Raw genomic sequence first — 22,985 nt, forward strand, 5'->3', positions numbered from 1 at the left:
GAACGGTTCTCTGTGCGTTCTTCTGTCCTCACCTTGCGTTCATGCACCGCGTGATCACATATGTGGTACGTATTCCACGCATTTTCCTCAAGGGACTGGTGCGCTTCTACCAGTACGTGCTGTCTCCGCATATGCCGTCCAGCTGCCGCTACACGCCCTCATGTTCGGAATACGCCGTGGAAGCTCTCGAGAAATACGGAGCATTGAAAGGAACGGTGCTGGTTATTCATCGCCTCCTGCGATGTGCTCCATGGGGCCGGGGAGGATACGATCCACCGCGCTGGTATAACGAAAAAGAAGTGGCGAAGCATCCGTGAGCTACGACGAACACAAGCAAGCCGCTCAAAACACCCCCGTGCGCGCCGGGGTGATCACGGTCAGCGATACGCGGACGGAAGCAACGGATACCAGCGGTCGATACATCGTGGAAAGCCTCGCGGCAGCCGGGGTCGAGATCATAGAGGCCCGTATCGTACCCGACATCCCGGAACGCATCGAGTCAGCCCTGGATGAACTGGTCACGCACTGCGAGGTAATCGTGACCACGGGCGGCACGGGCATCAGCCGGCGGGACACAACCATTGAGGTGGTAACCCGGAAATTCGAGCGAACGCTGCCGGGATTCGGCGAAATTTTTCGGATGCTTTCCTATGAGGAAATCGGATCAGGCGCCATGCTTTCGCGCGCTGTTGCAGGAATGTGGAGCAATGTGCTTGTCTTTTCCCTTCCGGGTTCATCGCATGCCGTGCGCCTGGCAATCGACCAATTGATCCTGCCGGAAATTCATCATCTCGTCTGGGAAATGATCCGGCAATAAGCACAGCCCGAAAACAACCCGCGTAAAAGCAGGGCCTTCGCCGGAGGATGCCCGGTTACCATGCAGGCACTTCCGCAGCATCCTGCCGTTATACATTGGTTTGTAAAGAATCCGAATCGCAACCGCATAGCACGCCCCAATGCCGGAAAAAATCTTCCGCATGTATAATTCGCTGACGCGAAGCACGGAGACCATCGAGCCGGCCCAGTCAGGCCACCTGCGATTCTACGCGTGCGGCCCCACGGTCTATTCCTATGCCCATATCGGGAATTTCCGCTCGTTTCTGACCGCCGATCTCGTGCTGCGAACCGCGCAAGCCATCGGATGGAAAACGACCTATGTTACCAACATCACGGATGTGGGACACCTGACCGAAGACGACATCGCGGATGCGGAAGGGGAAGACCGCATGACGAAAGCGCTGCGATCGAAGGAAGGGGAACGCTTTGCAAATATATGGGACCTGGCGCGCTATTATACAAACACGCTGCTGTCCGACTGGCAGGCGCTCAATCTCCGCGAACCCGATGTGCGCCCGCGAGCTACAGATCACGTAGCACAGCAAATCCGTGATGTAGCACGGCTATTGGAAAAGGGGCATGCCTATGAAACGGCGCAGGGCGTCTATTTCTCGGTGACTTCCTTCCCGGAATACGGCAAGTTGTCCGGCAATGTATTGTCGAACCCTTTGGACGAAGGCGTTCGCGATGTGGTGCAGGACCCGGAAAAAAGAGATGCACGCGATTTTGCGCTGTGGAAGAAGGATCCCGGCCATCTTATGGTATGGCACAGCCCATGGGGATGGGGCTTTCCGGGATGGCATATCGAATGTTCCACTATGGCGCAGGCCTATCTCGGAGCGTCTTTCGATCTGCACACAGGAGGCGAGGATAACAAATTCCCCCATCACGAATGTGAAATCGCGCAGGCTGAATGCCTCACCGGCAAGCCGTTTGCCCGGTACTGGCTGCACACGCGCTTCTTGCAGGTGGAAGGCGAAAAGATGGCTAAAAGCGCGGGAAATTTTTTCACCGTCCGCGAGCTCGTCGGCTCCGAATCGGAAGGAGGACACGGTATCCATCCTCTCGCGCTTCGCCTTGCGCTGATCTCGGGGCAATACCGGAAACCCCTCAATTTTACCTTCGATCAACTCCAGGCGTCTGCAAAACATATCCAGCGGTTCGAGGAGGCCATAGACCTCGCAGAGCATGGGATCGCTCGCGGCGCACCCGGCAAGAACCATCTGGCGGAACCGCTTGAGAAATTGTACGAACGGGCACTTGACGCCATGCTGGACGATCTGAATACGCCGGAAGCCATCGCCGCCTCCATCGAGGGAGCAAAATTGATCCTGAGGTCCGGGCAGGAGCTCAGCGAGGGCCCGGCGCAATCCGCAAAAACCTGGCTGGATAACATCAATAGCCTGCTGGGGATTGTGCATCAGGAAACTCTCCGAGAAGCAAGGCAAACCCCTGAAGGCGACGCTGCAGAGAACATGTTTGCCCGGGAGGTGGAAGAATTGCTGCGTCAACGCGCCGAAGCCCGGACACAGCGCGATTTCGAGCGGGCCGATGCCCTCCGGGACCAACTCGACGAGATGAATGTCGAAATTATGGATACTCCGGAAGGTACGCGGTGGCGCCGCAAAATAACCGGTTCTGTTTCATAGCGCATCCCAATGCGCCGCTTTACACCCTATTTCAATGCGTATCCGCCCGCGAAGACTACGAGCGAATTCCGGCATACGCCGATTGGCCCGGGAGACCCATCTTGCGACAGATCACCTCATTGCACCGTTGTTCGTGGTCGAAGGCAAGGGAATCCGCGAGGAAATCGCCTCCATGCCTGGTCAATACCGGTTGAGTCTCGATGAAATGGCAAAGGAAGTGCGTGAACTGGCCGAACTCGGCATTCCGGGTATTGCGCTATTTCCGAAGATCGAGGATGCATTGAAGGATGTGCAAGGAAGTGCATCGCTGGATCCGGAGGGCCTTATCCCGCGAGCCATTCGGGCGGCCAAAGAGGCGGCGGGGACGATGCTGGTCATCACGGACGTGGCCCTGGATCCGTACTCTTCGGACGGTCACGACGGAATCGTGAAAAAAGGACGCGTACAAAACGATGAAACCCTGGAACTGCTGGCCGGCATGGCCGTCGTGCAAGCCGATGCAGGGGCAGATATCGTCGCCCCGTCGGATATGATGGACGGGCGGGTGAAAACGATCCGCAACGCACTGGATGCCCACGAACATACAGAGGTCGCCATCCTTTCCTACACGGCCAAATATGCATCCGCCTTCTACGGCCCCTTCCGGGATGCCCTTGATTCTGCGCCGAGGACCGGCAGACACATCCCCGCAGACAAAAAAACGTACCAGATGGACCCCGCCAATGGAGAGGAAGCGCTTCGCGAACTCGAACTGGACCTTGCAGAAGGAGCCGATATGGTGATGGTTAAACCTGCCCTCCCTTACCTGGACGTGATTTACCGGTTGCGACAATATTCGACCGTCCCCGTAGCCGCATACAATGTAAGCGGGGAATACGCTATGCTTGCCGCAGCGGCGCGAAACGGATGGATTGACCGGCAGAAAGCCATGATGGAATCACTGACGGCTATCCGGCGGGCCGGAGCCGACATTATCCTGACGTATTTCGCAAAAGAAGCCGCAAAACACCTGAACTGAGTCCATGACAGAAACCCGTGAAACCCTTCGCATCGTCCATCTTGACTACAGCCATCTCGGTGGAGGGCTAAGCCGCATGATGGACCGCTTCAGAGATGAAGGCACGCTGACTGGTGAACCCGATGCGGACGCTTTCCTGCGTAATAATCCGGCGGGGGTACTGCTCGGGCTTCTTTACGATCAGCGAGTTCGGGCGGAATATGCGTTTACAGGGCCGATCCGCCTGCACGACCGCCTTGGCCATCTGGATCTTCCATTGATTGCGGACATGAAGCCAGAGAAACTGCAATCCCTGTTCGCAGAAACGCCGGCTGTACATCGCTTTACCAACAAGATGGCCGAATACACGCAACAGGTGGCCCGCTTTGTGACGGATACCTACGACGGGGATGCTTCGCGTATCTGGAGTGACGGAGCTGCATTCCCTGTGATCGAGAAGCGGGTACGTGCGCTGCCCGGATTCGGAGCGCTCAAGGCAGCCAAAATGAAGTATGTGTTGCACTACTTCGGCTATCGCGACTTTTCGGGATAAATCTGCGGGCGCTCCAGTGCCCTGCGGAGCATGGACCGGCGCATCACCGCTTCCAGAACGCCGGAGCCAGCAGGATGAGCACGGTAAACAACTCGAGTCGGCCGGCCATCATCAGAAAAGAAAGCACCCACTTCCCAAGTACAGGAATGTCCGCATAATTGCCGGTAGGGCCGAGCGAACCGAAGGCCGGGCCGATATTGCCGACACTTGCAATGGCGGCGCTGAATGCACTGAGGAGATCAAGGCCCAGCACAAACATGATCATCGTACCAAACCCGATCCCCCCCACGTAGAGCACAATGAACGAAAGTACGTTGCTCAAAATGTCTTTGGGAACGACATCTCCGCCCAACCGCACGTGAATGACTGCCGCAGGATGCAATAATTGCCTGATCTCACGGAAGGAGTTTTTGAACATCAGCATGTGCCGGATAATTTTGACCCCGCCGGATGTCGAGCCAGCCATGCCGCCACAAAAAAACAATAGAAATATGATACCTACGCCAAGCGGCGGCCATATCTGATAGTCCGCAATGGTGTACCCGGTGCTTGTCATGATGGCAACCGTCTGAAAGGCTGCTCGGCGTAACGCATCCGACAGCGTCGCATACCCCTCGAAGGCGCCCGCTTCGCGCCCGGCCCATGGCATGGCGCCCACCGTCGTGTCCCAGATACCAATGGCGACAAGCAGCATCGCCACAAGAGCAATGGCCGCATACACCCGAAACTCGCCGTCCCTGAAAAGCAGACCAGCGCGCCCCTTCAACATGTGGTAATGCAAAACAAAATTCACGCCCCCGATAAACATGAATACGGTAATGACCCACTCCACATAGGCGGAACCATACTCCCCGATCGAACTGTCCTGCGTGGAAAACCCGCCGGTGGCCATCGTGGTGAAGGCATGATTAATGCTGTCGAAAAGCGACATGGCCGGCAGCAGAAGCAGGACCTGAGCCACTGTAAAACCGACATAGATGAACCACAACCGCCGGGCCGTTTCGCGTACGCGGGGGGTAATTTTGTCAGCGGACGGCCCCGGGACTTCCGCTTTGAAAAGCTGCATGCCGCCGATGCCCAGAATCGGCAGAATCGCAAGGGTGAGCACGATAATGCCCATACCCCCCAACCATTGGGCAAGGCTCCGCCAGAACAAAAAGGCATGGGGAATCTCCGATATCGCCGGATTTCCACCTCCACCCAGGATCGTGGCGCCGGTCGTGGTAAACCCGCTCATCGTTTCAAAAAAGGCGTCGGCGTAGGAATCCAGTACACCGCCCAGCACGAATGGGACCGAGCCGACCAGCGACAACACAAACCAGGAAAGGCCCACGACGGCAAACCCCTCTCGTATGCCGAGATCCCCGGAAAAATTCTTCAGGCCGCGCCACATCACAAATCCGGTCAGGCAGGAAAACGCTGCCGTAACACCGAACGTCCACCACGCCGCCTCGCCATAGTATACCCCAACGACCATGGGCAACAGCAAAGCCGCCCCCAGAAACATGAGCAACACGCCAAGGGTGGCGAAAACAGCCTTTATATGAAGAAGCATAGCGCGCTTCCGGAAAGGGATGTCATGGGGTGTCGCACATGCTTTTACATTGGATGAAACCGTGGCGACCCATGTAAAAGTAACCCAGGACTATCAAGGAAACACGGGGACTCTCCCTGCTCTGAAACACCAGAGCACGTACGAAATCACGATTTTGCGGCAAACTTGCGCTCGATGTCGTCCATGCGAGAAGGCATGGCGAACACGATAGCCTGATCCCCGGCGGTTATGTGCGTATCTCCAGTGGCAATGAATACTTCGCCTTCATGTAATACGGCGCCAATGAGTGCGCCAGACAGCAGTTGCAATTCTCTGAGAGGCTTTTGGGATATCCACGACCGGGGTTTAGCCTCGATTTCGACGATCTGGGCATCCAGACCATGTATGGTGGCCACGCTCCGCACATGCGTTCCACGCAGATAACGGTGAATCTCTCGGGATACAGCCAGTTTTTTACTGACAGCTGCATCCAGGCCGATACTCTGACTGATCGGGATGTACGTATTCTTGGAAAGCAACGCTACGGTTTTCCTGACGCCGAGATGCTTTGCCATGAGACAGGTAACCAGATTCGATTCCTCGTCATCCGTCACCGCTACAAAGGCATCCATTTCACCCAGCCCCTCCTGAACCAGTAAATCTATATCGGTGGCGGCGCCGTGGATGACGAGCACATTCTTCAATATCTCCGCCAGTTTCGCCGCCCGCTCCTTGTTTGGCTCCACAAGTTTCACGGTCTTGTTCTTTTCGCATCCGAACTGGGAAGCGACCCCCACACCCACTGCGGTTCCGCCAAGAATCATGATGTGATTTGCCCGGGTCTCCGCCTTGCCCATCATAGCAGATATATATCCCATGTATTTCGGCAGGGCAAGCACAAAAACCTGATCACCTTGCCGGAGCGTATCGCTGCCCCCGGGAATAATCGTACGAGCGCCCCGGCTAATGCCCATTACGCGAAACTGCACATGGCTATGGGCCGCCGCTATATCCTGGAGTTTTTTTCCCGCAACGGGGGCATCAGGATCAATCCGGAGACCCATCAACTGCAACCGGCCATCGGCGAAATCGAGAATGTCGGTGGCGCTGGCGCGGCGCACCAGCCACACCACTTCATTGGCGGCGCTTTCTTCCGGGTGAATGACAAGATCAATCCCGAAATCGCTCGTCTTGAGCACAGACTGGGCACGAGTGATTTCATCAGACCGGACACGGGCAATCGTCGTGGATACACCGAGTCGGTCCGCCAGCATACAGGCAATGATATTCACTTCGTCCACGGGCGTTACAGCGATCAGCATATCCGCCCTGGTTATACCTGCCTCATCAAGCACCTCCGAGGATGTACCATTGCCGACAATGACCATCACGTCGAGTTTTTCATGAACCTGACGGATGGCGTCGGCATCCTGGTCGATGACCACGACGTCATGCTCCTCGCGTGACAGCATACGGGCCACATCGTAGCCTACTTCACCGGCTCCTACGACAATTATGCGCAATGCAAAACCGCAGATATGGGATCAGCGCAACAAAGGATACTCCCGGTTCTTCGAACGCAAGGTGTGCAGGAAAGGTTCAGGAAGCGGTGGCGCTGTCGTCGATCAAAGGAAAACGCACCTCAAAAACAGTTCCCTTGCCGACCTCTGTCGTAAATCCGATGGTTCCCCGCATCTCTTCAACACTCTTCCTCACGATAGCCAATCCGAGTCCGGTACCGCTTGTTTTCGTCGAGAAGTGCGGTTCAAAAATTTTCTGGGCCACCGCTTCTTCAATCCCCGATCCATTATCGACCACATAGCTGCATCCCCATACCTTTCCAGCCACCTCTTCCAGTTCGGTGCGCACCTCGACCCTGCCCGTTTCCGGCGCTGAAATAGCCTGGAGGGCGTTTTTGATCAGGTTGATGTAGGTACGGCGCAATTCCGCCCGGTCGGCTTCGATAAAAAGCGGAGCTTCGGATAAAGCGGATCGGATACCGATCTCACTTTCTTCCTGCATCAATGAAACGGCTTCCCGGATCACGTCATTCATATCTATACGCTGCATCTCGCGGGAGGGCATCCGGGCAAACGCATGAAACTCGCTCGCTATACGCGCCAACGAATCAATCTGCTCGATCAGCGTACCCGTAATGCGGTCGAAAACCTGACCAAATCTATTCCGGGCGTCCAGCTCGTTCCCCCGGTCCGTGAAAGCCTGACGCAGATGCTGCACGGACAGTTTCATGGGAGTAAGCGGATTCCTGATTTCGTGAGCCACCTGTCGCGCCATTTCCCGCCACGCAAGCTGACGTTCCTGCCGGGCCAGCTTGATCTGACTCTCGGAAAGCTGTTGCTGCATTTCATTGAATGTTTCGACAAGTTCCCCGATCTCATCGCGCGAATCAACCGGAAGTGTATTGCCGAAACGTCCCACAGCAACCGCCTTCAGGCCGGATCGAAGCCGGGCGATCGGCTTCGATATGGCGTTCGCAAGCAACAACCCCGTCAGCACCACAAGCAGCACGAGAAGCAACAACGAACCGAAAAGGTAAGCGACGGTATCCGCACGTTCCTCCTCAATGATTTCCTGCTCGGGAAGAATGGGGGTGGAAACGACATAACGCGGACTTCCCTCTTCTCCGACAAACGCCCTGAATCCCGCCATATACGTAAAACTTCCTACGCGCTCGTCGGTGAACGTAACCCGGTCCGCATCGGTGTACAATGCCTTGTACGCCTCGATCGGCAACCGCCGATCTACGAGCCGGTCACGAATCAGTTGCGGGCGGCTGAGGCGGGAGATCGTATGCCCTTCATATACATTCAAGTCAATGCCTACGCGGGCTGCCAACGAATCGATAGGCATGCGGTCAAGCACGCTGGATGGACGTTCGCCGTGGCGCGCCTCTGCCGCCAGTACCTGTTCGACGCGATCAAGGTGCCGGTGGAGCCACCGCTGTACGGATTGCCTGCTTTCGACCGTGACTGCTTGCTCTCCCACCACACCGACAAGACCTACCAGGATAATGCCAATTCCGATAAGCGCGTTCAGCACCTTGTCCCGGAAGCGAATATGGGGAGCTGGCAATAGCCCCCTCCGGTGACGAACCCGGATGCCGACCAGGTAACATAACAACGCGATCACAAGACCGCCCATGGTCAGGCGCAACAGGTAATACAAGTGATCGAACAGGGTAACGTGAGGAGCACGCACCGCAAACACCTGCATCGCACCCGGAAATGAATCCATCGCCGGCGCAGGTTCTCCACGCATATAGTAGCTCTGCCAGGCGCCTCCTTCCAATCGCTCGTTCCTCCAGACAGCCGGTTCATGCAAGAGCGCTTGCGTCACGTCTTCCGGAAGCCGGTATCGTTCGAAATCACGCCCGGTACTCCGAAACAGAAAACCGTCGCGAAACTCCGCCCCGGAAAACGTATCGAACAAGGCATCGTTCGAACCGGAAGGCAATAATACGCCGGAAATCGGCGTGCCGCCCTCTGCAAACGAGACGCGTGGCCCCTCCCCTTGAGCGAATGCCTCCGCAGCCGCAATCATGCGCACATGCCGGCTGGCATCCAGCCCCAGATAAAACATGGGGTACAGCAGAAAGGTCACAAGAAAAACCAGCGGGAAAAGATTCCGAAGCGTGATGAGGTTCATCAGCTGAGCCGACCGCAACATGCCAAGACACACCAGCCCGAAAACAGCTGCAAGCATATAGCCCAATACGGCAAGAGGAAGCACGGTCCCGATCGGAGTAAGCATATACACTGCGACGACAGGTACGGCAACAGAGAATCCCGCAAGGCCCCCGAAGGTCCAGGGAGAGCTCCGGGGCGCCAACCGATGAAGTGCTTCCGTAACCGCTACCCATGTCACACCCGCGGCAAGCAGAATCACACCGATCTGCATCAGCACAAGACTGCAAAAAACGACCAGCAGATGCAGATCGGGAATAAGCCCCCCCTTGGCAAAAAAGTCGAATGTGCTATGCAAGGCCACATGTCGTGTTACAAGCGCCGGTAAAAACAGCAGACCCGCAAGGATACCTGTGCATGCCGCCACCACCCCGGCAAGAACCATCCGCGAAATGCGACGTGGACGGAACAGCCGGTCTCGTACTTTCCGGAGTGCGCCGACCCATTCCAGGAAAGCCCCGGAAAAGGCAACCAGAAACAGAATGGTGATCAACAATTCGCCGGTGGAGCCAAGCACCCCTCCGAATAATCCGGACGAAAGATGTGTGGGGTCAAAAAGCGGGGCAAGAGGCGTCTTGCCTTGTTGCCACCGGGACGGAACGTTCATCTCCAACAGGATGAAGCGAAGCAACCACCAGTATACAGCACACATCGCGAAGCCTCCTACCACAGCCCACCACCGGTTACGGCTCGGCTTCGCCTGCAAACGCCGAACCTCCCGGCGATACAGGCACCACATTCCGCCCATCGTCCAGAAGAAGAACAACGTGGTCCAAAGCGCCATGAGATGATTGGGCAGCACAGCAGCAAGGGCCGTCATTTGCCTGACGGAAGGAGCGTCTACGGTAACAAGGCCCAGTACCGTGCCATCTACACCCTGCAGCAAACGTGAGAAAGGTGCAGCCTCTTCAATGGACACATCGAATGTCAGCTCCACAGGCAGTTTCGCCAGCCTTCGCCATTTAGGAACGAGGCTCACATCCTTGATATATTCGTTGTGGACCGGCGGAGCATATTCTACAAGGCGCATTGCCCTGATAACACCCAACACGCGGGTATCACGTGTTATCGGACGCCATGCAACAATTGCCTGACGAAATGCCCCGTCTTGTGCAATGCCCGTGTGCAACCCGGTGGGGGATTCCGCTAAATCCGGAGCTGTATCCATGGGCATACTGAATCCATTCCAGGCTACCAGTTCCATCTCCGGAGTGTACAACTCAACAGATGTTCCGTAGGGTACCGCCATTGCGGAAAAGTAGCGCACGAGTGCTGCCGAATCGGGCTTTGCAAGGGCTCCCTGTGCAGCAAGAGCCTCCATGACTTCCGGAGCGGAGGCAATGCGTCCGGCGCGTTCGAAGAGATCACGCTGCATAACGCCGAAGTCACGGTCAATGCGATCCAGCGCCGCCGAGACCACCTTTCCCCGGTACACCTGGGGAGCCTTCTCAATTCGGGCACTGCGTACCTCCCGGAACATCCACGTGAGGGGTATCAGCAAAAGAAGCCCCCCTGCCACCACCATGAAACGCATGAAGCGTCCTCGAACCGGAAAGAATTTTTTCATGATGGGGTTATGATTCGGACAAGGCCGCAACAATAACAAGGCGGGAAATCTGGCAAAGTTCTTTGCGGGTGTGTATACTCTGCGCTGGTTAGAGCGGGAAACAACATGATAAGAAAGTCGCAAATTTCATGCCTGACACTACTACTGTTGCTGCCGATCGTAGCGACAGCCCAAAATGTGACTATATCCGGTGTCGTAACGGACACGGATAACCAGGTGCTTATCGGTGCAAACGTATCCATTACCGATTTGCTGCTTGGTGCTTCGACAGATATTGAAGGCCGCTACTCTTTTGAGGTGCCGTCCGTTTATGCAGGACAGTCTTTCGATCTTAAGGTCCAATATATCGGCTATTCACCGCAGACCCGGGCCGTCACCATCTCGCCCACGGCAATGACGGAGCACTTTGTGCTTGCCGAGGATTTTTTCAATCTGGATGAGGTCGTCGTAACGGGGGTGGCTGAAGCCACCCCGAAAAAGAAGCTTGCCTTCACGGTAGATCAGGTCGATAGAGACCTGGTTGAACTTGCGCCGGCGCGGAGTCCTCTGCACGGCCTGCACGGGAAAGTGGCTGGAGCCAGCGTAATTGCTCAGAGCGGACAGCCGGGTGACGGAATTTCCGTGCGGCTGCGCGGGTCCACCAGCATTTCGGGCAGTTCGCAGCCACTCTACATCGTTGACGGTGTCATTCTCGGAGCCGATCAGGTCGACATCGATGCACTGGATATCGAGAATATAGAGATCGTCAAGGGCGCTTCCGCATCGTCACTCTACGGATCCCGCGCGCAAAACGGAGTCCTTCAAATTTCGACCAAGCGGGGCGATCACATCCCTGTAAACCAGACACGCGTGACGATCCGTAATGAGATCGGCACGAACTTTATGCCACGCAAATTTATTCCCAACAATTCGCACAACTATCGGATGAATGCTGCCGGAACCTCTTTTGTCGATGCAGACGGGAACGATATCCCTTACGGATCCGCGACCGTCATTGACGGGAGTACAGCGGTATCCTTTTTGGACAATCCGTATCCGGGAGTAACCTATAACGCGTTCGACGAATTTTTTAATCCGGGTAATACATGGACCAATGCCATCGCAGTAAGCCGCAACACGAGAACTACCAACTTTCTTTTGTCATTTGCGAATCTGACAGAAGAAGGTATCATTGTCGGCCAGAAAGGATATAATCGAAAAAGTGTTCGCCTTAATATGGATCATCACCTGAAACGTACATGGGCTATTTCACTCTCAAGTTTCTATTCGACCTCTACGCGTGATGCACCAAATGATGTGGATATCAATCCGTTTTTCGGCATCATGTTTACAAGTCCCGCAGTGAGTCTTTTGGAGCGGGATGAAAACGGTGAACTCAAAGTGCGCGCCGATCCCTTATCTATTGAAGACAACCCGCTCTACATTATCGAGAACGTCGATGAAGTCCAAAAACGCTCTCGTATATATGGCAACTTGCGGCAAACCTGGGAGCCTATAGACTGGTTTGACCTCGAAGCCAATCTGAGTTTCGACCGCTCGGACCGCGATGGCCTGGAGTTTTATGACAAGGGATATCAGCAGATTGGCAACAATAGTAAGGAAGAGGGCGAAATCGAGCGGAGCAATGCCCTGTCCTCCGCCCTGAATGCCAACGTGACGGCTTCCTTTCGCAAGCAATTCGATCGCCTGGTTGCCCGCACACAGTTTCGCTGGGCAAAGGAGGATTTCACCAATGAGGCGGAATTCATCAGCGGCAGAGGACTCGCAGCGGCAGGACTTTCGGACCTTTCCAATATCAACACCGATGATAAAATCATCAGCTCCAGCAGTACAACGATCCGTTCCGAGGGCTTTTATGGCCTGGCAGGCGCGGACTATGCCGACCGCTACATCATCGACGCATTAGTGCGTCGCGATGGCAGCTCGCTTTTCGGTGCGGAGGAGAGGTGGCAAACCTATTTCCGCCTCAGCAGCGCATATCGCCTATCGGAAGAAACCTGGTGGCCTGCCAGGGATGCGCTTCCTGAATTCAAGCTGCGAGCTTCGTACGGCACCGCAGGCGCACGTCCATGCTTTGAGTGCCAATACGAAACGTTTTTTCTCTCCAATGGCCAACTAAGTAAATCGACCCTTGGTAATGAACTGCTGAAACCCGAATTGCAGAAAGAAACCGAACTGGGACTGGAATTTTCTGTTTGGAATAAGGCATTTGTCGAATTGATATATGCAGATTCCAGAGTGGAAGATCAGTTGTTGCTCGTTCCATTGTCTGCCTCAGTAGGATATGAAGGACAATGGCAAAATGCCGGAACCCTCGAGTCTAATACCATAGAGGCATCTGTCCGTGCATCGTTGTTCCGGAATGCTTCCGGCAGTCTGGATATAGGTGTTGTTTTTGATCGTACACGTCAGGAAATCATCGAGTTTTCTCCCCCGGCGTTCCGGGGAGGCCCCAAGAATGCCTTCTATATTCGGGAGGGAGAAATTCTGGGAGCCATGTACGGGGACAAGTTTCTGACGGCTCTGGACGAACTGCCCACAGGCGTTGCAGAAAATCAGTTCCAGGTTAATGATCACGGCTATGTGGTATGGGTCGGCCCGGATAATACCTATACGGACGGCATTGCCAAAAACCTTTGGGGAACTTCCAGCGACCAAATGACGACCCCCTGTGGGGACAAGTCGTACGGATGGGGCATGCCGATTCTATTCGAGAATGAAGAATGCACGGCATTCTCCAGAATTGGTAATACCCTCCCCGACTATAATCTGGGAATAAACACCACATTACGCTGGCGCGGAATCACCGTCTATATGCTCTGGAATGCACAGATAGGCGGCGATATATACAACGCTACGGCTCAGTGGGGCTACAGGGATAACAGACATAGGGATCAGGACCAGGCAGGTAAGTCCGACGCGCTCAAGAAGACGGCCAATTACATGCAAGCGCTCTACCACGCGAACGGGACAAACAACCACTTCGTCGAAGAAGGCGACTATGTGAAGCTGCGTGAATTCACGGTGGAATATACCCTCGGCAGAGAGCGGCTTTTACGGATGTTCGGCAACGCATTAGGATTACATCGCGTGAGCTTTGGCATCACCGGCCGTAATCTGCTCACCTTCACAAACTATTCGGGGTTTGATCCCGAAACCGGTCGGACCAGCGAAAACGCCACGGTTGGCGGAGATGCATCGTTGTTCCGTGTGGACCAGTTTCGCTATCCGAACTACCGCAACCTTACAGGCAGGGTCACCATTGAGTTTTGAATGACGGGAGATACAAAATGAACGTGTTGCGCAGCATGCGGACCGCAGTATGGATTTCCTTTCTCGTCTTCACATGGACCGGATGTGCGGACCTGGTGGTCGAGAACGACAACAGCCCTGACAAAAGTCAGGTGCTGGCCGACCCCAACGATGTGGTCAATCTTATCGGGAGTTCCTTTCTCGACTTCTGGCGCGCCAATGTGTGGCAAAACGGGCAAATGCCCCTTACGGCAATCGCGGATGAATATTCCTATTCGTGGGCTAATTTTGCCGGACGGCATCTCTCTTCCGAGCCACGCGTTGCTTTCGACAACAGCCCGACATTCGCCTACGCCGACGCAATGAAGGAGCCCTGGGACAATAATTATCTGGCCATTTCGAATACCTCGGACGCGTTGTCTATCATCAACCAGGATGAGTCGGCATTCGAAGAAGCAGCCAAGCTCAAAGCGTTCGCCAGGTTTATCCAGGGTCTGTGCCATGGTTACATTGCACTGCGCTACGATCAGGGTTTTACGGTGGATGAAGATTCGGATTTGACTACGCTGGAGTTGAAACCCTACCCGGAGGTTATGGAGTTTGCCCTTCAAAAACTGGAAGAGTCAATCGCCATAGCTAACAGCAACCCCTTCACCATTCCTGCTGAAGACGACTGGATATTTGGGCTTACTGTCACCAATGAAGATCTGGTCCGACTGGCCCATTCCTTTATGGCGCGGTTTATTGCCTCGGTCGGACGGAGGCCTGCCGAGCGGGCAAGCACCAACTGGGCATTGGTAATACAGCATGCCGAACAGGGCATTACGGAGGACTGGGCCCCTGTAGGAAACGATTCGGGAGAACTCGAATGGGATCCGACCAAGGCATGGGGACAAGAAGGGCGTTCATGGTCTCGCGCAGATTATCGTACGATCGGCCCTGCGGACAAATCGGGAGGTTTCCGGAACTGGCTTAACCAACCGGTTGAAGATCGTAGCGTATTTGACATTTATACTTCGGACAGGCGCATCGTGGGGCCGGAAGACGGGATGGAAACCATCGTGGCGGGCGAGCAGCGTGACAGAGCGGGTGCTCATACAGCAGGAACCGTGCTCACCTACCCTCAGAACAGCGGAACCGACTTCGAATACTGGGGCGTTCCGGGTCCCTTTCCACCCTCTCGAGGCACCTACCACTATTCGTCCCACACACATAAGAGATACCGTGCATATCTGGACAACGGCAACAACGGTCCCATGGTCCAATTCAAAGTAACGGAACTGGATATGCTTATTGCCGAAGGGTTGCTGCGAACCGGAGGAAGTACTGACAGAGCAGCTGAACTCATCAATAAAACGCGTGTGGAGCGGGGCCAATTGAATCCTGCTTCAGGCTCAGACGCGGTCGGTAGCCCTGACGACGATCAGAGCCCTATGGATGACGCCAGTTTATGGGCAAAACTCAAACACGAAAAAAATATAGAATGCTATCTGGCCGCAAGCGGCAGAGCGTACTTTGACAAGCGTGGTTGGGGGGACCTGGTGCCAGGAAGCCCCCTTCATTTCGCCGTACCGGGCGGTGAACTTGAAGTGCTCCAGATACCCATCTATACCTTTGGAGGACCAGGAGGTGAGGATGCAGCTTCCAAGGCGGGCCGCGGCGCCTACCGCACAAGCAACATCTACATTGAGCGTCCCAAGTGACAGGAAGCGGATTAAACAATACGTCAAGTTGTTTCACGAAAGAGACTGACGTACCCGCGCCTCTCGCTCCTTGACATGGCCGGCCCGCGTGATAAGGTCTTCCTCTTAATTACGCACGATGGTAAGATTTTTGGCCCCGGGCTCGATCGCCTCCATAGTCTCTGTACCGTCCGCCCAGCGTACCCAGACATCCTGGACCTTTCCGGCGCCATATCCCATCAACAGCGTCGTCGAAGACTGACTCCAATATCCCGACCCCGCCGACACTATCCGGACCGGTCCCCAGTCGCTCTCGCCATAGCGAAGCCGCACAAGCGCGCCTATAGCGGGCCTGCCTGATTCGCTGAGGCGAATCCGCAAGCCGGATTGCGCCCGCTTGTTCCGAAAAAGGTTCGTCTCTGCCCCGTTTTGCGTCACCACCATGTCAAGCCGCCCATCCTCGTCGTAATCGCTCGCAGCAACGGCCCGTTGTTCCCCGTATACCTTTATCCCGGACATATCTCCCCTGGCGCTCGTAAAACTACCGTGGCCATTGCCCATCAGCCAAAGTCCCCGGCCCGCATCAAGGCGAGGCGTACCAGACGGCAGGGCAAACATGTTCTGGCCGATAAAAAGGTCCTCGTTCCCATCGGAATTCAGGTCGCCGACCACCATGCCGAAACCCGCTGTCCATTGTGCCTCAACGGGAAGCGGATGTACCTCAAAACCGGATTCTCTATTGAGAAAGACCGTGGAAGCAAGCCATGTCGCGTTCTTGTATGCGCCTCGGGCCAACCGAGGGCCGATCATTTCGTCAAGGGTTGAAGCTGCATACTGACGAAAGGTGCGCACTCGCCGGCGCACCAGAGGCAATCCGGCCGAAAGGGCAACCAGTTTGCGTGTTGGAACGTACCCCCCCACAACCTGCTCATATCTGGCCTCCACGATATCCATCCGGTTGTCCAGATCGAAATCTCCGTAGTACAGTCGCAAGTCGTGCCCGTCACGTTCCGGTCGACCATACGGCGAATTCCATCCCCAGTTCGTCGCGACAATGTCCAGGCGCCCATCCCCATTGAAGTCCCCCAGTCCAACGCCTTGCCACCACCCCTTGTAGTTCTCCAATCCATAGGAGGCCGTGACATCTTCAAACTTGCCTGCGCCCAGCCCTCGAAACACCTGTATGGAACCCCATTCGGTAGCCAGTATCACATCCTGGTTGCCATCTCCGTCGAGATCGCCAATAGCTATTCCACTCACAAGACCGGGACGGTCAAAGACCTGTGAGCTTTCATCGTACACAAAGCGATCTTCTTCATTCCAATACACCACCGATGAAGCTGCTTCAGGATAGCGTCCGGGAACATGCCGCCCCCCGGCAAGGATATCCATATCTCCATCTCCATCAAGGTCCCCAAGCGAAAGAGGCCCTACACTCGAAGAGCCGAATGGAAGACGCTGAATCCGTTCAAAGGAGCCTTCCGGTCGAACACGATAGATATCGACGGTAGAGGGAGCATACGGCCGCGCTTCATAGCCTGATATGCCGACCGCTACGAGCGCCCCTGCCTCGACACGCTCCAATACAACAATCCCCGTTTGATCCCCCGGGCTTTTTTCACCGACGGACCGCGGGGCTTCCAGGCGGCCGGTCCCGGTGTTACGAAGTAACGTCAGGCGCCCTCCACGGCCATTCCCTATGAGCAAATCATCATCTCCATCCCCGTCCACATCAGCCCATGCCGCTGCGGGCCCCTGTCGGCTAAGTTTCCATGGAAGAAGAGGCTGCTCCCGAAAATCGTCAAAGAAGGGCTCGTGATGTTCATGCACAATCCGGATTTTTTCAAAGTATGGATCGGGTTCGGTTAAATGTTCATTCGTCGTACGTCGAACGACAGAAGATTCAAATATTTCATAATGCCTGTTGGCCTGCACCCTCTCGACAAGCGTACGCCCGCCACTGCGCCACAACACTTCAAGTCGCATATCTTGTGCATCGCCGGCGGCAAAAGAAACCAACGTCTCACTGGAAGAAAGGTATTGCCCCCCGGCAATGATTTCCTTTTCCTGCACCGGCAAGCCCCCGCCCGAAAGGCGGACTTTCGCTCCGATACCCTTCGTGTTCGGAAATAATCCCCGCAGGCTTACCGCCACACGGGAATTGGATGTATGGTTGCGAAACAGGGCGGCGGGCCGGTTCAGGCGACTGACAACCACATCAAGATCGCCGTCACGATCCAGATCACCCAAAGCCAGCCCGTGGGAGACATCGGCTTCATAGCCCAGGCCCCAACCATCGGCAATTTCTTCAAAGGTCCCGTCTCCCCGATTACGAAAAGCGATGTTTTTGAGATCAAGGGGTGGAAACAGCAGCACTTCATCCCGCCACGCTTCTCCGGAGGATATCGTCGCCATGCGCATGCGCGTGTCCGCATCCATGGCGTCATAGGCATGCCCCGTGGCCAGCAGCAGATCTTCCCAGCCATCCAGGTCCACATCCAGAAAAGCACTGCCCCAGGTCCATTCGGAGGCATGAATTCCGGCCATGTGGGCAATCTCGGAAAAGGCGCCGTCTCCCCGGTTGAGAAAGAGCGTGTTTTGCATCTCCTGGGGACGGTTGTCTATGTCTCCTGGATCGGATAATTCGGGAAACTGCAGGCCGGGCTGCTGCCTGTGGCGTCGTCGATGATCACGGCTAAGCATGTCTGCCTGAAAAAGATCCGCATCGCCGTCTCTGTCCATGTCGGAAACAGCCACAGCCATAGTAGACTGGCTCGTCTTGCGGAAAGTCAGGCGAGGCACTGCCCTGAAAGTCCCCTGCCCATCGCCAAGCCAGAAATGATCCGGACTCTCAAAATCATTGCATACCAGCAGGTCAGGCGCCCCGTCCCCATTGATATCCTGAAACCGCACAGTCAAAGCCCAATCACGAGGCGCCTCCTGCAATGCCCGACCCTCTTCGTCAAGGAATGCTCCCCCGGTAAAGGACTGAGGGGTAAAGCGCCCTGCGCCGTCATTGATATAGTAGCCATCCACCTCACCGCTTTCGAAACGCATCACGCGATCCTTTTGCACACGAACGACATAATGCCGATCAAAAGGCGGTGTAATTACGTACCTGTTGCCCTCTCGCTTTACCACGCGTTCAAAAGCGCGCTCATGCGGGGGATACATATCCCGCACCGTCCGGGTCTTGTAGTTTCCGACGTACAAATCAAGATCGCCGTCCCCGTCCGTGTCCGCCAGCGCCACCGTAGTACTTCCCCGGCGAGAAAACAGGCCAAGCGAATCGGGGGATTCCACGAAACGGCCCTGCCCGTCATTGAAAAACACGGCATTGGGTCCCCCCATAGCCGTAACCAGTACATCCAGATCCCCGTCTCCATCCACATCCGCCATTGCAGTTCCGGTCGAGAAGCGATCCGGCGCTGCCACACCCGCACGCTGCGTAATGTCTTCGAAGCGCCACCCGCCCAGATTTCGATAAAGCACATTTGGCCCACTGAGGCGAGTCAGATAAATATCCGGCCATTCGTCTCCGTCCACATCCCCTACAGCCACGCCCGATCCGTTCAGGTAGTGACGATTCGCCAGAAATTCCTTCTCCTCGATGCTGTTGATCGCATCTACTCCGGTGCGGCGCTGCCCCATAGGATCAAACCCGGCGGTCACAGAACCGGAGACATGCAAATTTCGCCATCGATGGCTCGATTCTTCATGCCATAGGTTATCGGAATCCGGACTACAGCCCCCAAAACAGAGAAGAATCGCAGCAGACAAACAGGCTCTAAGCAGATTCATACCGAAGCGACTTCACGGTCCGTATTACTTCGGAGATAATGATTCGGAATGGTCTCTGGGAGCATTGCAGGGGTATTCAGAAATGGACGGAAAAACCGGGCTGTCTTTTTCGTGGATTTACGTGTACTGCCTCGCCGGGTTATGCCGCCTTCGTGATCGGTTTTCATTTACAGAATACGTTGTCGGGTGTTCGGTTTGCAAGTCCCTTCCAGGGGGCCAATAGCAAATTCTTTCACCCCTTTTCCATAAACCACTTCATTTATGTACTATGTAAAATGGTAGCCGCAATCGGAAACGTGCCGGGGGAACGTGGATCCCACCGGCTATCGCAGCGTCTACGACGAATCCAAACGCTTTGCGGAAGCCATGACCATGGCGTATCATCGCTACCATGCCGTGGATACGCGGATCGTGCGCATATTCAACACCTTCGGTCTCCATATGCGCCTGGATGCCGGACGAGCGCTGCCTCCGGGACAATGTGCTGCCCATCGTAGTAACGCTCCCCATCAATCCGCGTATATTTTTTTAAAGCATTTAACACACCGAATACCTTGCAAAATATTCATCTCGAACGGCTGGAGTCCGAAGCCATATACATCATGCGTGAAACGGCCGCACAATTCGAACGGCCATGCCTGATGTTCTCGGGTGGTAAGGATTCTCTCGTCATGGTGCACCTCGCCCGGAAAGCGTTCTGGCCAGCGCCTATTCCGTTCCCCCTCTTACATGTGGACACCGGGCACAATTTCCCGGAAACGCTTGAACTGCGAGACAGGCTGGTAAAAAATATCGGCGCGAAATTGATCGTCCGAACCGTACAGGAATCCATAGACCGGGGGCGTGTCCAGGAAGAAGAGGGGCCGAACGCAAGCCGCAACATGCTGCAAATAACCACCCTGCTCGATGCGCTGGAAGAACTCAAGGTGGACGGTGCTCTCGGCGGTGCACGGCGCGACGAGGAAAAGGCCCGCGCCAAGGAGCGTTTCTTCTCGCACCGGGACAGTTTTGGGCAATGGGATCCCAAGAACCAGCGCCCGGAACTGTGGCATATTTTCAATGGAAGAAAGCGTCCTGGAGAGCATTTCAGAATTTTCCCATTGAGCAACTGGACGGAACTGGACATATGGGGGTACGTCCTCATGGAAAGCATTGAGATTCCGTCCATGTACTTCGCCCATGAACGCGAAATTGTAGACCGGAACGGTGTGCTTCTCGCAAAATGTGACTATATCTCTTTGCTCCATGGCGAAACCTGGGAACAGGAAACGATCCGTTTTCGGACCGTGGGCGACATGACATGCACAGGTGCAATCCGGTCCACCGCTGCAACATTGGAAGAAATCATTGAGGAGGTTGGATCAGCTCGCGTCACCGAACGCGGAGCACGCGCCGACGACATGCGCTCGGAGGCTGCAATGGAGGACCGCAAAAAACAAGGCTATTTCTAACGATCCCGGACGGATCGAAACTTGCCCGCATCCACTCGAATACCGGCTCTTTCGACCACTGCCTTTCAATGGATTTACTACGATTTACCACAGCAGGCAATGTAGACGACGGCAAATCGACGCTGATCGGCCGCCTCCTCTACGATTCGCGAGCCATTCACCTGGATCAATACGAAGCCATTGAGCGCGCCAGTGCAAGCCAGGGCAACGGCGCAATCAATCTGGCCTTGCTCACAGACGGACTGCGCGCAGAGCGCGAGCAAGGGATCACTATCGACGTGGCATACCGGTATTTTTCCACCGCGCAGCGAAAATTCATCATTGCCGATACACCGGGACATATCCAGTATACACGCAATATGGTAACCGGGGCATCGACCGCCGAACTGGCTATCATTCTGATCGATGCACGTAATGGCGTATTGCAACAATCACGCCGGCACGGATTCATTGCTTCGTTGCTCCAGATTCCCCACATACTGGTGGCGATCAATAAAATGGATCTCGTGGGGTACTCCGAAGAAACATATCGGGAAATCGTCGCCGACTACAGGGAATTCGTCCGGAGAGTAGATATCGACGATGTCGTTTTCATCCCCATTTCCGCACTGGCGGGGGACAATGTCGTCGAACAAAGCGATCAGATGGACTGGTACAGGGGACCGACCATTCTGCACCACCTTGAAACGGTAAAGGTGGGCGAAGGACGTAACGTGGTCGATTTCCGGTTCCCGGTGCAATACGTAATACGCCCGAACCAGAATTTTCGCGGGTATGCGGGGCGCGTCGTATCGGGGTCCATTGCGCCGGGCGAGGACATCGTCGTGCTTCCGTCCGGTCGGGAAAGCCGTGTGCATTCCATCGTCTATATGGAGGACAATATTCAACGGGCCCGCGCAGGCGATTCGGTCGTAATTACGATGGAAGACGACATCGATATCGGGCGTGGAGACATGATCGTCCGGCGCCGCAACCAGCCCCAGATCACTCGCAGTATCGACGCCGATATATGCTGGATGAGCGAGCAGCCGATGCAAACGAATCGGCGATGGATTCTTCAGCATACCACCCGAAACATTCAGGCAGTCGTCGGTAATGTGATCTATCGCATGAATGTCGATACACTCCATCGCGAAACAGCAGACACCTTCCGTCTGAACGACATCGGACGAATCGAATTTGAATTGGCCGACCCGATTTTCGTCGATGCGTATCGGGTCAACCGGGAAACCGGAAGTTTCATCCTGATAGATCCGGAAACCAACAATACAGTGGCTGCCGGCATGATCCGTGGCGCAGCGCAGCACGTTCCGCCGGTCGGACGCGTTGCTACCATGGAACGTCCTGTTTCCCCGGGGGTCGTGTGGACCGAATTGTACATTCCGAGGGAAGAACGCGAAAAACAACAGGGACACCAGGCCGCAGTAATCTGGCTGACAGGACTTTCCGGATCAGGCAAATCGACCATTGCACGAGCGCTGGAAAAACGTCTCTTCGAGCATGGTGTGCGTACCATGTCGATCGACGGCGACCAGGTACGTCACGGGCTGTGTGGCGATCTGAGTTTCTCCGAGGCGGATCGGACCGAAAACATTCGCCGCGTCAGCGAAGCGGCCCGATTGTTCTTCGAACAGGGCAGCATTACCATCTGCGCTCTCGTATCACCTTACCGGCAAGATCGCGCGTACCCCAGGCACATCATTCCGGAAAAACATTTCTTTGAAGTGCACGTGGATTGCGACCTCGAGATATGCAAGGATCGCGATCCGAAAGGATTATACAGGAAAGCGCTCGACAACGAAATTCCCGAATTCACGGGCATTTCGGCGCCGTACGAACCCCCGGAAAATCCGGAACTGCTACTACAGACCCATGTCCTGTCCGTAGAGGAATGCGTCGACCGGATCATTGCCCTGCTCGTAACGCAAGGCATCATGAAGGACATGTCATAGGATACT

Annotated in this window: 13 protein-coding genes and 1 pseudogene; 10 read left to right on the forward strand and 4 right to left on the reverse strand. The window is 55.3% G+C overall.

Features of this window, described 5'->3' with window-relative positions:
* Positions 1-41: 41 nt before the first annotated feature.
* The 5 genes from yidD to F4Y00_05395 all read left to right on the forward strand — a co-directional run bounded on the left by yidD (position 42) and on the right by F4Y00_05395 (position 4,036).
* Entirely contained in the window at positions 42-317 is a 276-nt protein-coding gene (gene yidD / locus F4Y00_05375; protein ID MYE04387.1) for a membrane protein insertion efficiency factor YidD, read from the forward strand.
* On the forward strand, positions 314-817 hold the full coding sequence (locus tag F4Y00_05380) for a MogA/MoaB family molybdenum cofactor biosynthesis protein (protein MYE04388.1): 504 nt from the start codon (positions 314-316) through the stop codon (positions 815-817). The genes yidD and F4Y00_05380 overlap by 4 nt, the downstream gene beginning before the upstream one ends.
* 139 nt (positions 818-956) lie before the next feature.
* Positions 957-2,486 carry a cysteine--tRNA ligase gene (locus tag F4Y00_05385; GenBank protein MYE04389.1) on the forward strand — a complete coding sequence of 510 codons (1,530 nt, stop codon included), beginning with the start codon at positions 957-959 and terminating at the stop codon, positions 2,484-2,486.
* 34 nt (positions 2,487-2,520) lie between these two features.
* Positions 2,521-3,504 (forward strand): porphobilinogen synthase, encoded by a 984-nt coding sequence (gene hemB / locus F4Y00_05390; GenBank protein MYE04390.1) that lies wholly within the window; start codon positions 2,521-2,523, stop codon positions 3,502-3,504.
* 4 nt (positions 3,505-3,508) lie between these two features.
* The gene (locus F4Y00_05395; GenBank protein MYE04391.1) at positions 3,509-4,036 is read left to right on the forward strand and encodes a hypothetical protein; all 528 of its coding nucleotides are present in this window, start codon (positions 3,509-3,511) and stop codon (positions 4,034-4,036) included.
* A 43-nt stretch (positions 4,037-4,079) separates the two neighbouring features.
* Here F4Y00_05395 and F4Y00_05400 read toward each other — a convergent pair whose 3' ends face one another.
* The 3 genes from F4Y00_05400 to F4Y00_05410 form a co-directional block, all read right to left on the reverse strand.
* On the reverse strand, positions 4,080-5,591 hold the full coding sequence (locus tag F4Y00_05400; GenBank protein ID MYE04392.1) for a TrkH family potassium uptake protein: 1,512 nt from the start codon (positions 5,589-5,591) through the stop codon (positions 4,080-4,082).
* A gap of 146 nt (positions 5,592-5,737) precedes the next feature.
* A complete protein-coding gene (trkA, locus tag F4Y00_05405) occupies positions 5,738-7,093 on the reverse strand; it encodes a Trk system potassium transporter TrkA (GenBank protein ID MYE04393.1) in 1,356 nt (451 codons plus the stop codon).
* A gap of 76 nt (positions 7,094-7,169) precedes the next feature.
* Positions 7,170-10,841 carry a HAMP domain-containing protein gene (locus F4Y00_05410; protein MYE04394.1) on the reverse strand — a complete coding sequence of 1,224 codons (3,672 nt, stop codon included), beginning with the start codon at positions 10,839-10,841 and terminating at the stop codon, positions 7,170-7,172.
* 105 nt (positions 10,842-10,946) lie between these two features.
* Between F4Y00_05410 and F4Y00_05415 the strand changes: the two genes are divergently transcribed.
* Together F4Y00_05415 and F4Y00_05420 are read left to right on the forward strand one after the other, a co-directional pair.
* Positions 10,947-14,114 (forward strand): SusC/RagA family TonB-linked outer membrane protein, encoded by a 3,168-nt coding sequence (locus tag F4Y00_05415; GenBank protein MYE04395.1) that lies wholly within the window; start codon positions 10,947-10,949, stop codon positions 14,112-14,114.
* A gap of 17 nt (positions 14,115-14,131) precedes the next feature.
* On the forward strand, positions 14,132-15,796 hold the full coding sequence (locus tag F4Y00_05420; protein MYE04396.1) for a RagB/SusD family nutrient uptake outer membrane protein: 1,665 nt from the start codon (positions 14,132-14,134) through the stop codon (positions 15,794-15,796).
* Positions 15,797-15,901: 105 nt separating this feature from the next.
* On the opposite strand, the gene F4Y00_05425 is transcribed toward F4Y00_05420, so the two are convergent.
* Positions 15,902-19,576, reverse strand: a complete 3,675-nt coding sequence (locus F4Y00_05425; protein MYE04397.1) for a hypothetical protein — start codon at positions 19,574-19,576, stop codon at positions 15,902-15,904.
* A 282-nt stretch (positions 19,577-19,858) separates the two neighbouring features.
* Here F4Y00_05425 and F4Y00_05430 point away from each other — a divergent pair.
* The 3 genes and pseudogenes from F4Y00_05430 to cysN all read left to right on the forward strand — a co-directional run bounded on the left by F4Y00_05430 (position 19,859) and on the right by cysN (position 22,979).
* Positions 19,859-20,047: pseudogene (locus F4Y00_05430) on the forward strand (NAD-dependent epimerase/dehydratase family protein).
* An 83-nt stretch (positions 20,048-20,130) separates the two neighbouring features.
* Positions 20,131-21,027: a sulfate adenylyltransferase subunit CysD gene (gene cysD / locus F4Y00_05435; protein ID MYE04398.1), complete on the forward strand. Its 897-nt coding sequence runs from the start codon at positions 20,131-20,133 to the stop codon at positions 21,025-21,027.
* A gap of 68 nt (positions 21,028-21,095) precedes the next feature.
* Positions 21,096-22,979, forward strand: coding sequence for a sulfate adenylyltransferase subunit CysN (cysN, locus tag F4Y00_05440; protein ID MYE04399.1), 1,884 nt, complete (start codon positions 21,096-21,098; stop codon positions 22,977-22,979).
* The last annotated feature ends 6 nt before the right edge of the window (positions 22,980-22,985 follow it).

The organism is Bacteroidetes bacterium SB0662_bin_6 (genome assembly GCA_009839485.1).
In the GTDB taxonomy this organism is placed as follows: domain Bacteria; phylum Bacteroidota; class Rhodothermia; order Rhodothermales; family VXPQ01; genus VXPQ01.

What these genes read in the sequence shown, in the direction of transcription:
- yidD (MYE04387.1), top strand. Translation starts at nt 42, where the DNA reads ATGCACCGCGTGATCACATATGTGGTACGTATTCCACGCATTTTCCTC.
- F4Y00_05385 (MYE04389.1), top strand. Translation starts at nt 957, where the DNA reads ATGCCGGAAAAAATCTTCCGCATGTATAATTCGCTGACGCGAAGCACG.
- hemB (MYE04390.1), top strand. Translation starts at nt 2,521, where the DNA reads ATGCGTATCCGCCCGCGAAGACTACGAGCGAATTCCGGCATACGCCGA.
- F4Y00_05395 (MYE04391.1), top strand. Translation starts at nt 3,509, where the DNA reads ATGACAGAAACCCGTGAAACCCTTCGCATCGTCCATCTTGACTACAGC.
- F4Y00_05400 (MYE04392.1), bottom strand. Translation starts at nt 5,591, where the DNA reads ATGCTTCTTCATATAAAGGCTGTTTTCGCCACCCTTGGCGTGTTGCTC.
- F4Y00_05410 (MYE04394.1), bottom strand. Translation starts at nt 10,841, where the DNA reads ATGAAAAAATTCTTTCCGGTTCGAGGACGCTTCATGCGTTTCATGGTG.
- F4Y00_05415 (MYE04395.1), top strand. Translation starts at nt 10,947, where the DNA reads ATGATAAGAAAGTCGCAAATTTCATGCCTGACACTACTACTGTTGCTG.
- F4Y00_05420 (MYE04396.1), top strand. Translation starts at nt 14,132, where the DNA reads ATGAACGTGTTGCGCAGCATGCGGACCGCAGTATGGATTTCCTTTCTC.
- F4Y00_05425 (MYE04397.1), bottom strand. Translation starts at nt 19,576, where the DNA reads ATGAATCTGCTTAGAGCCTGTTTGTCTGCTGCGATTCTTCTCTGTTTT.
- cysN (MYE04399.1), top strand. Translation starts at nt 21,096, where the DNA reads ATGGATTTACTACGATTTACCACAGCAGGCAATGTAGACGACGGCAAA.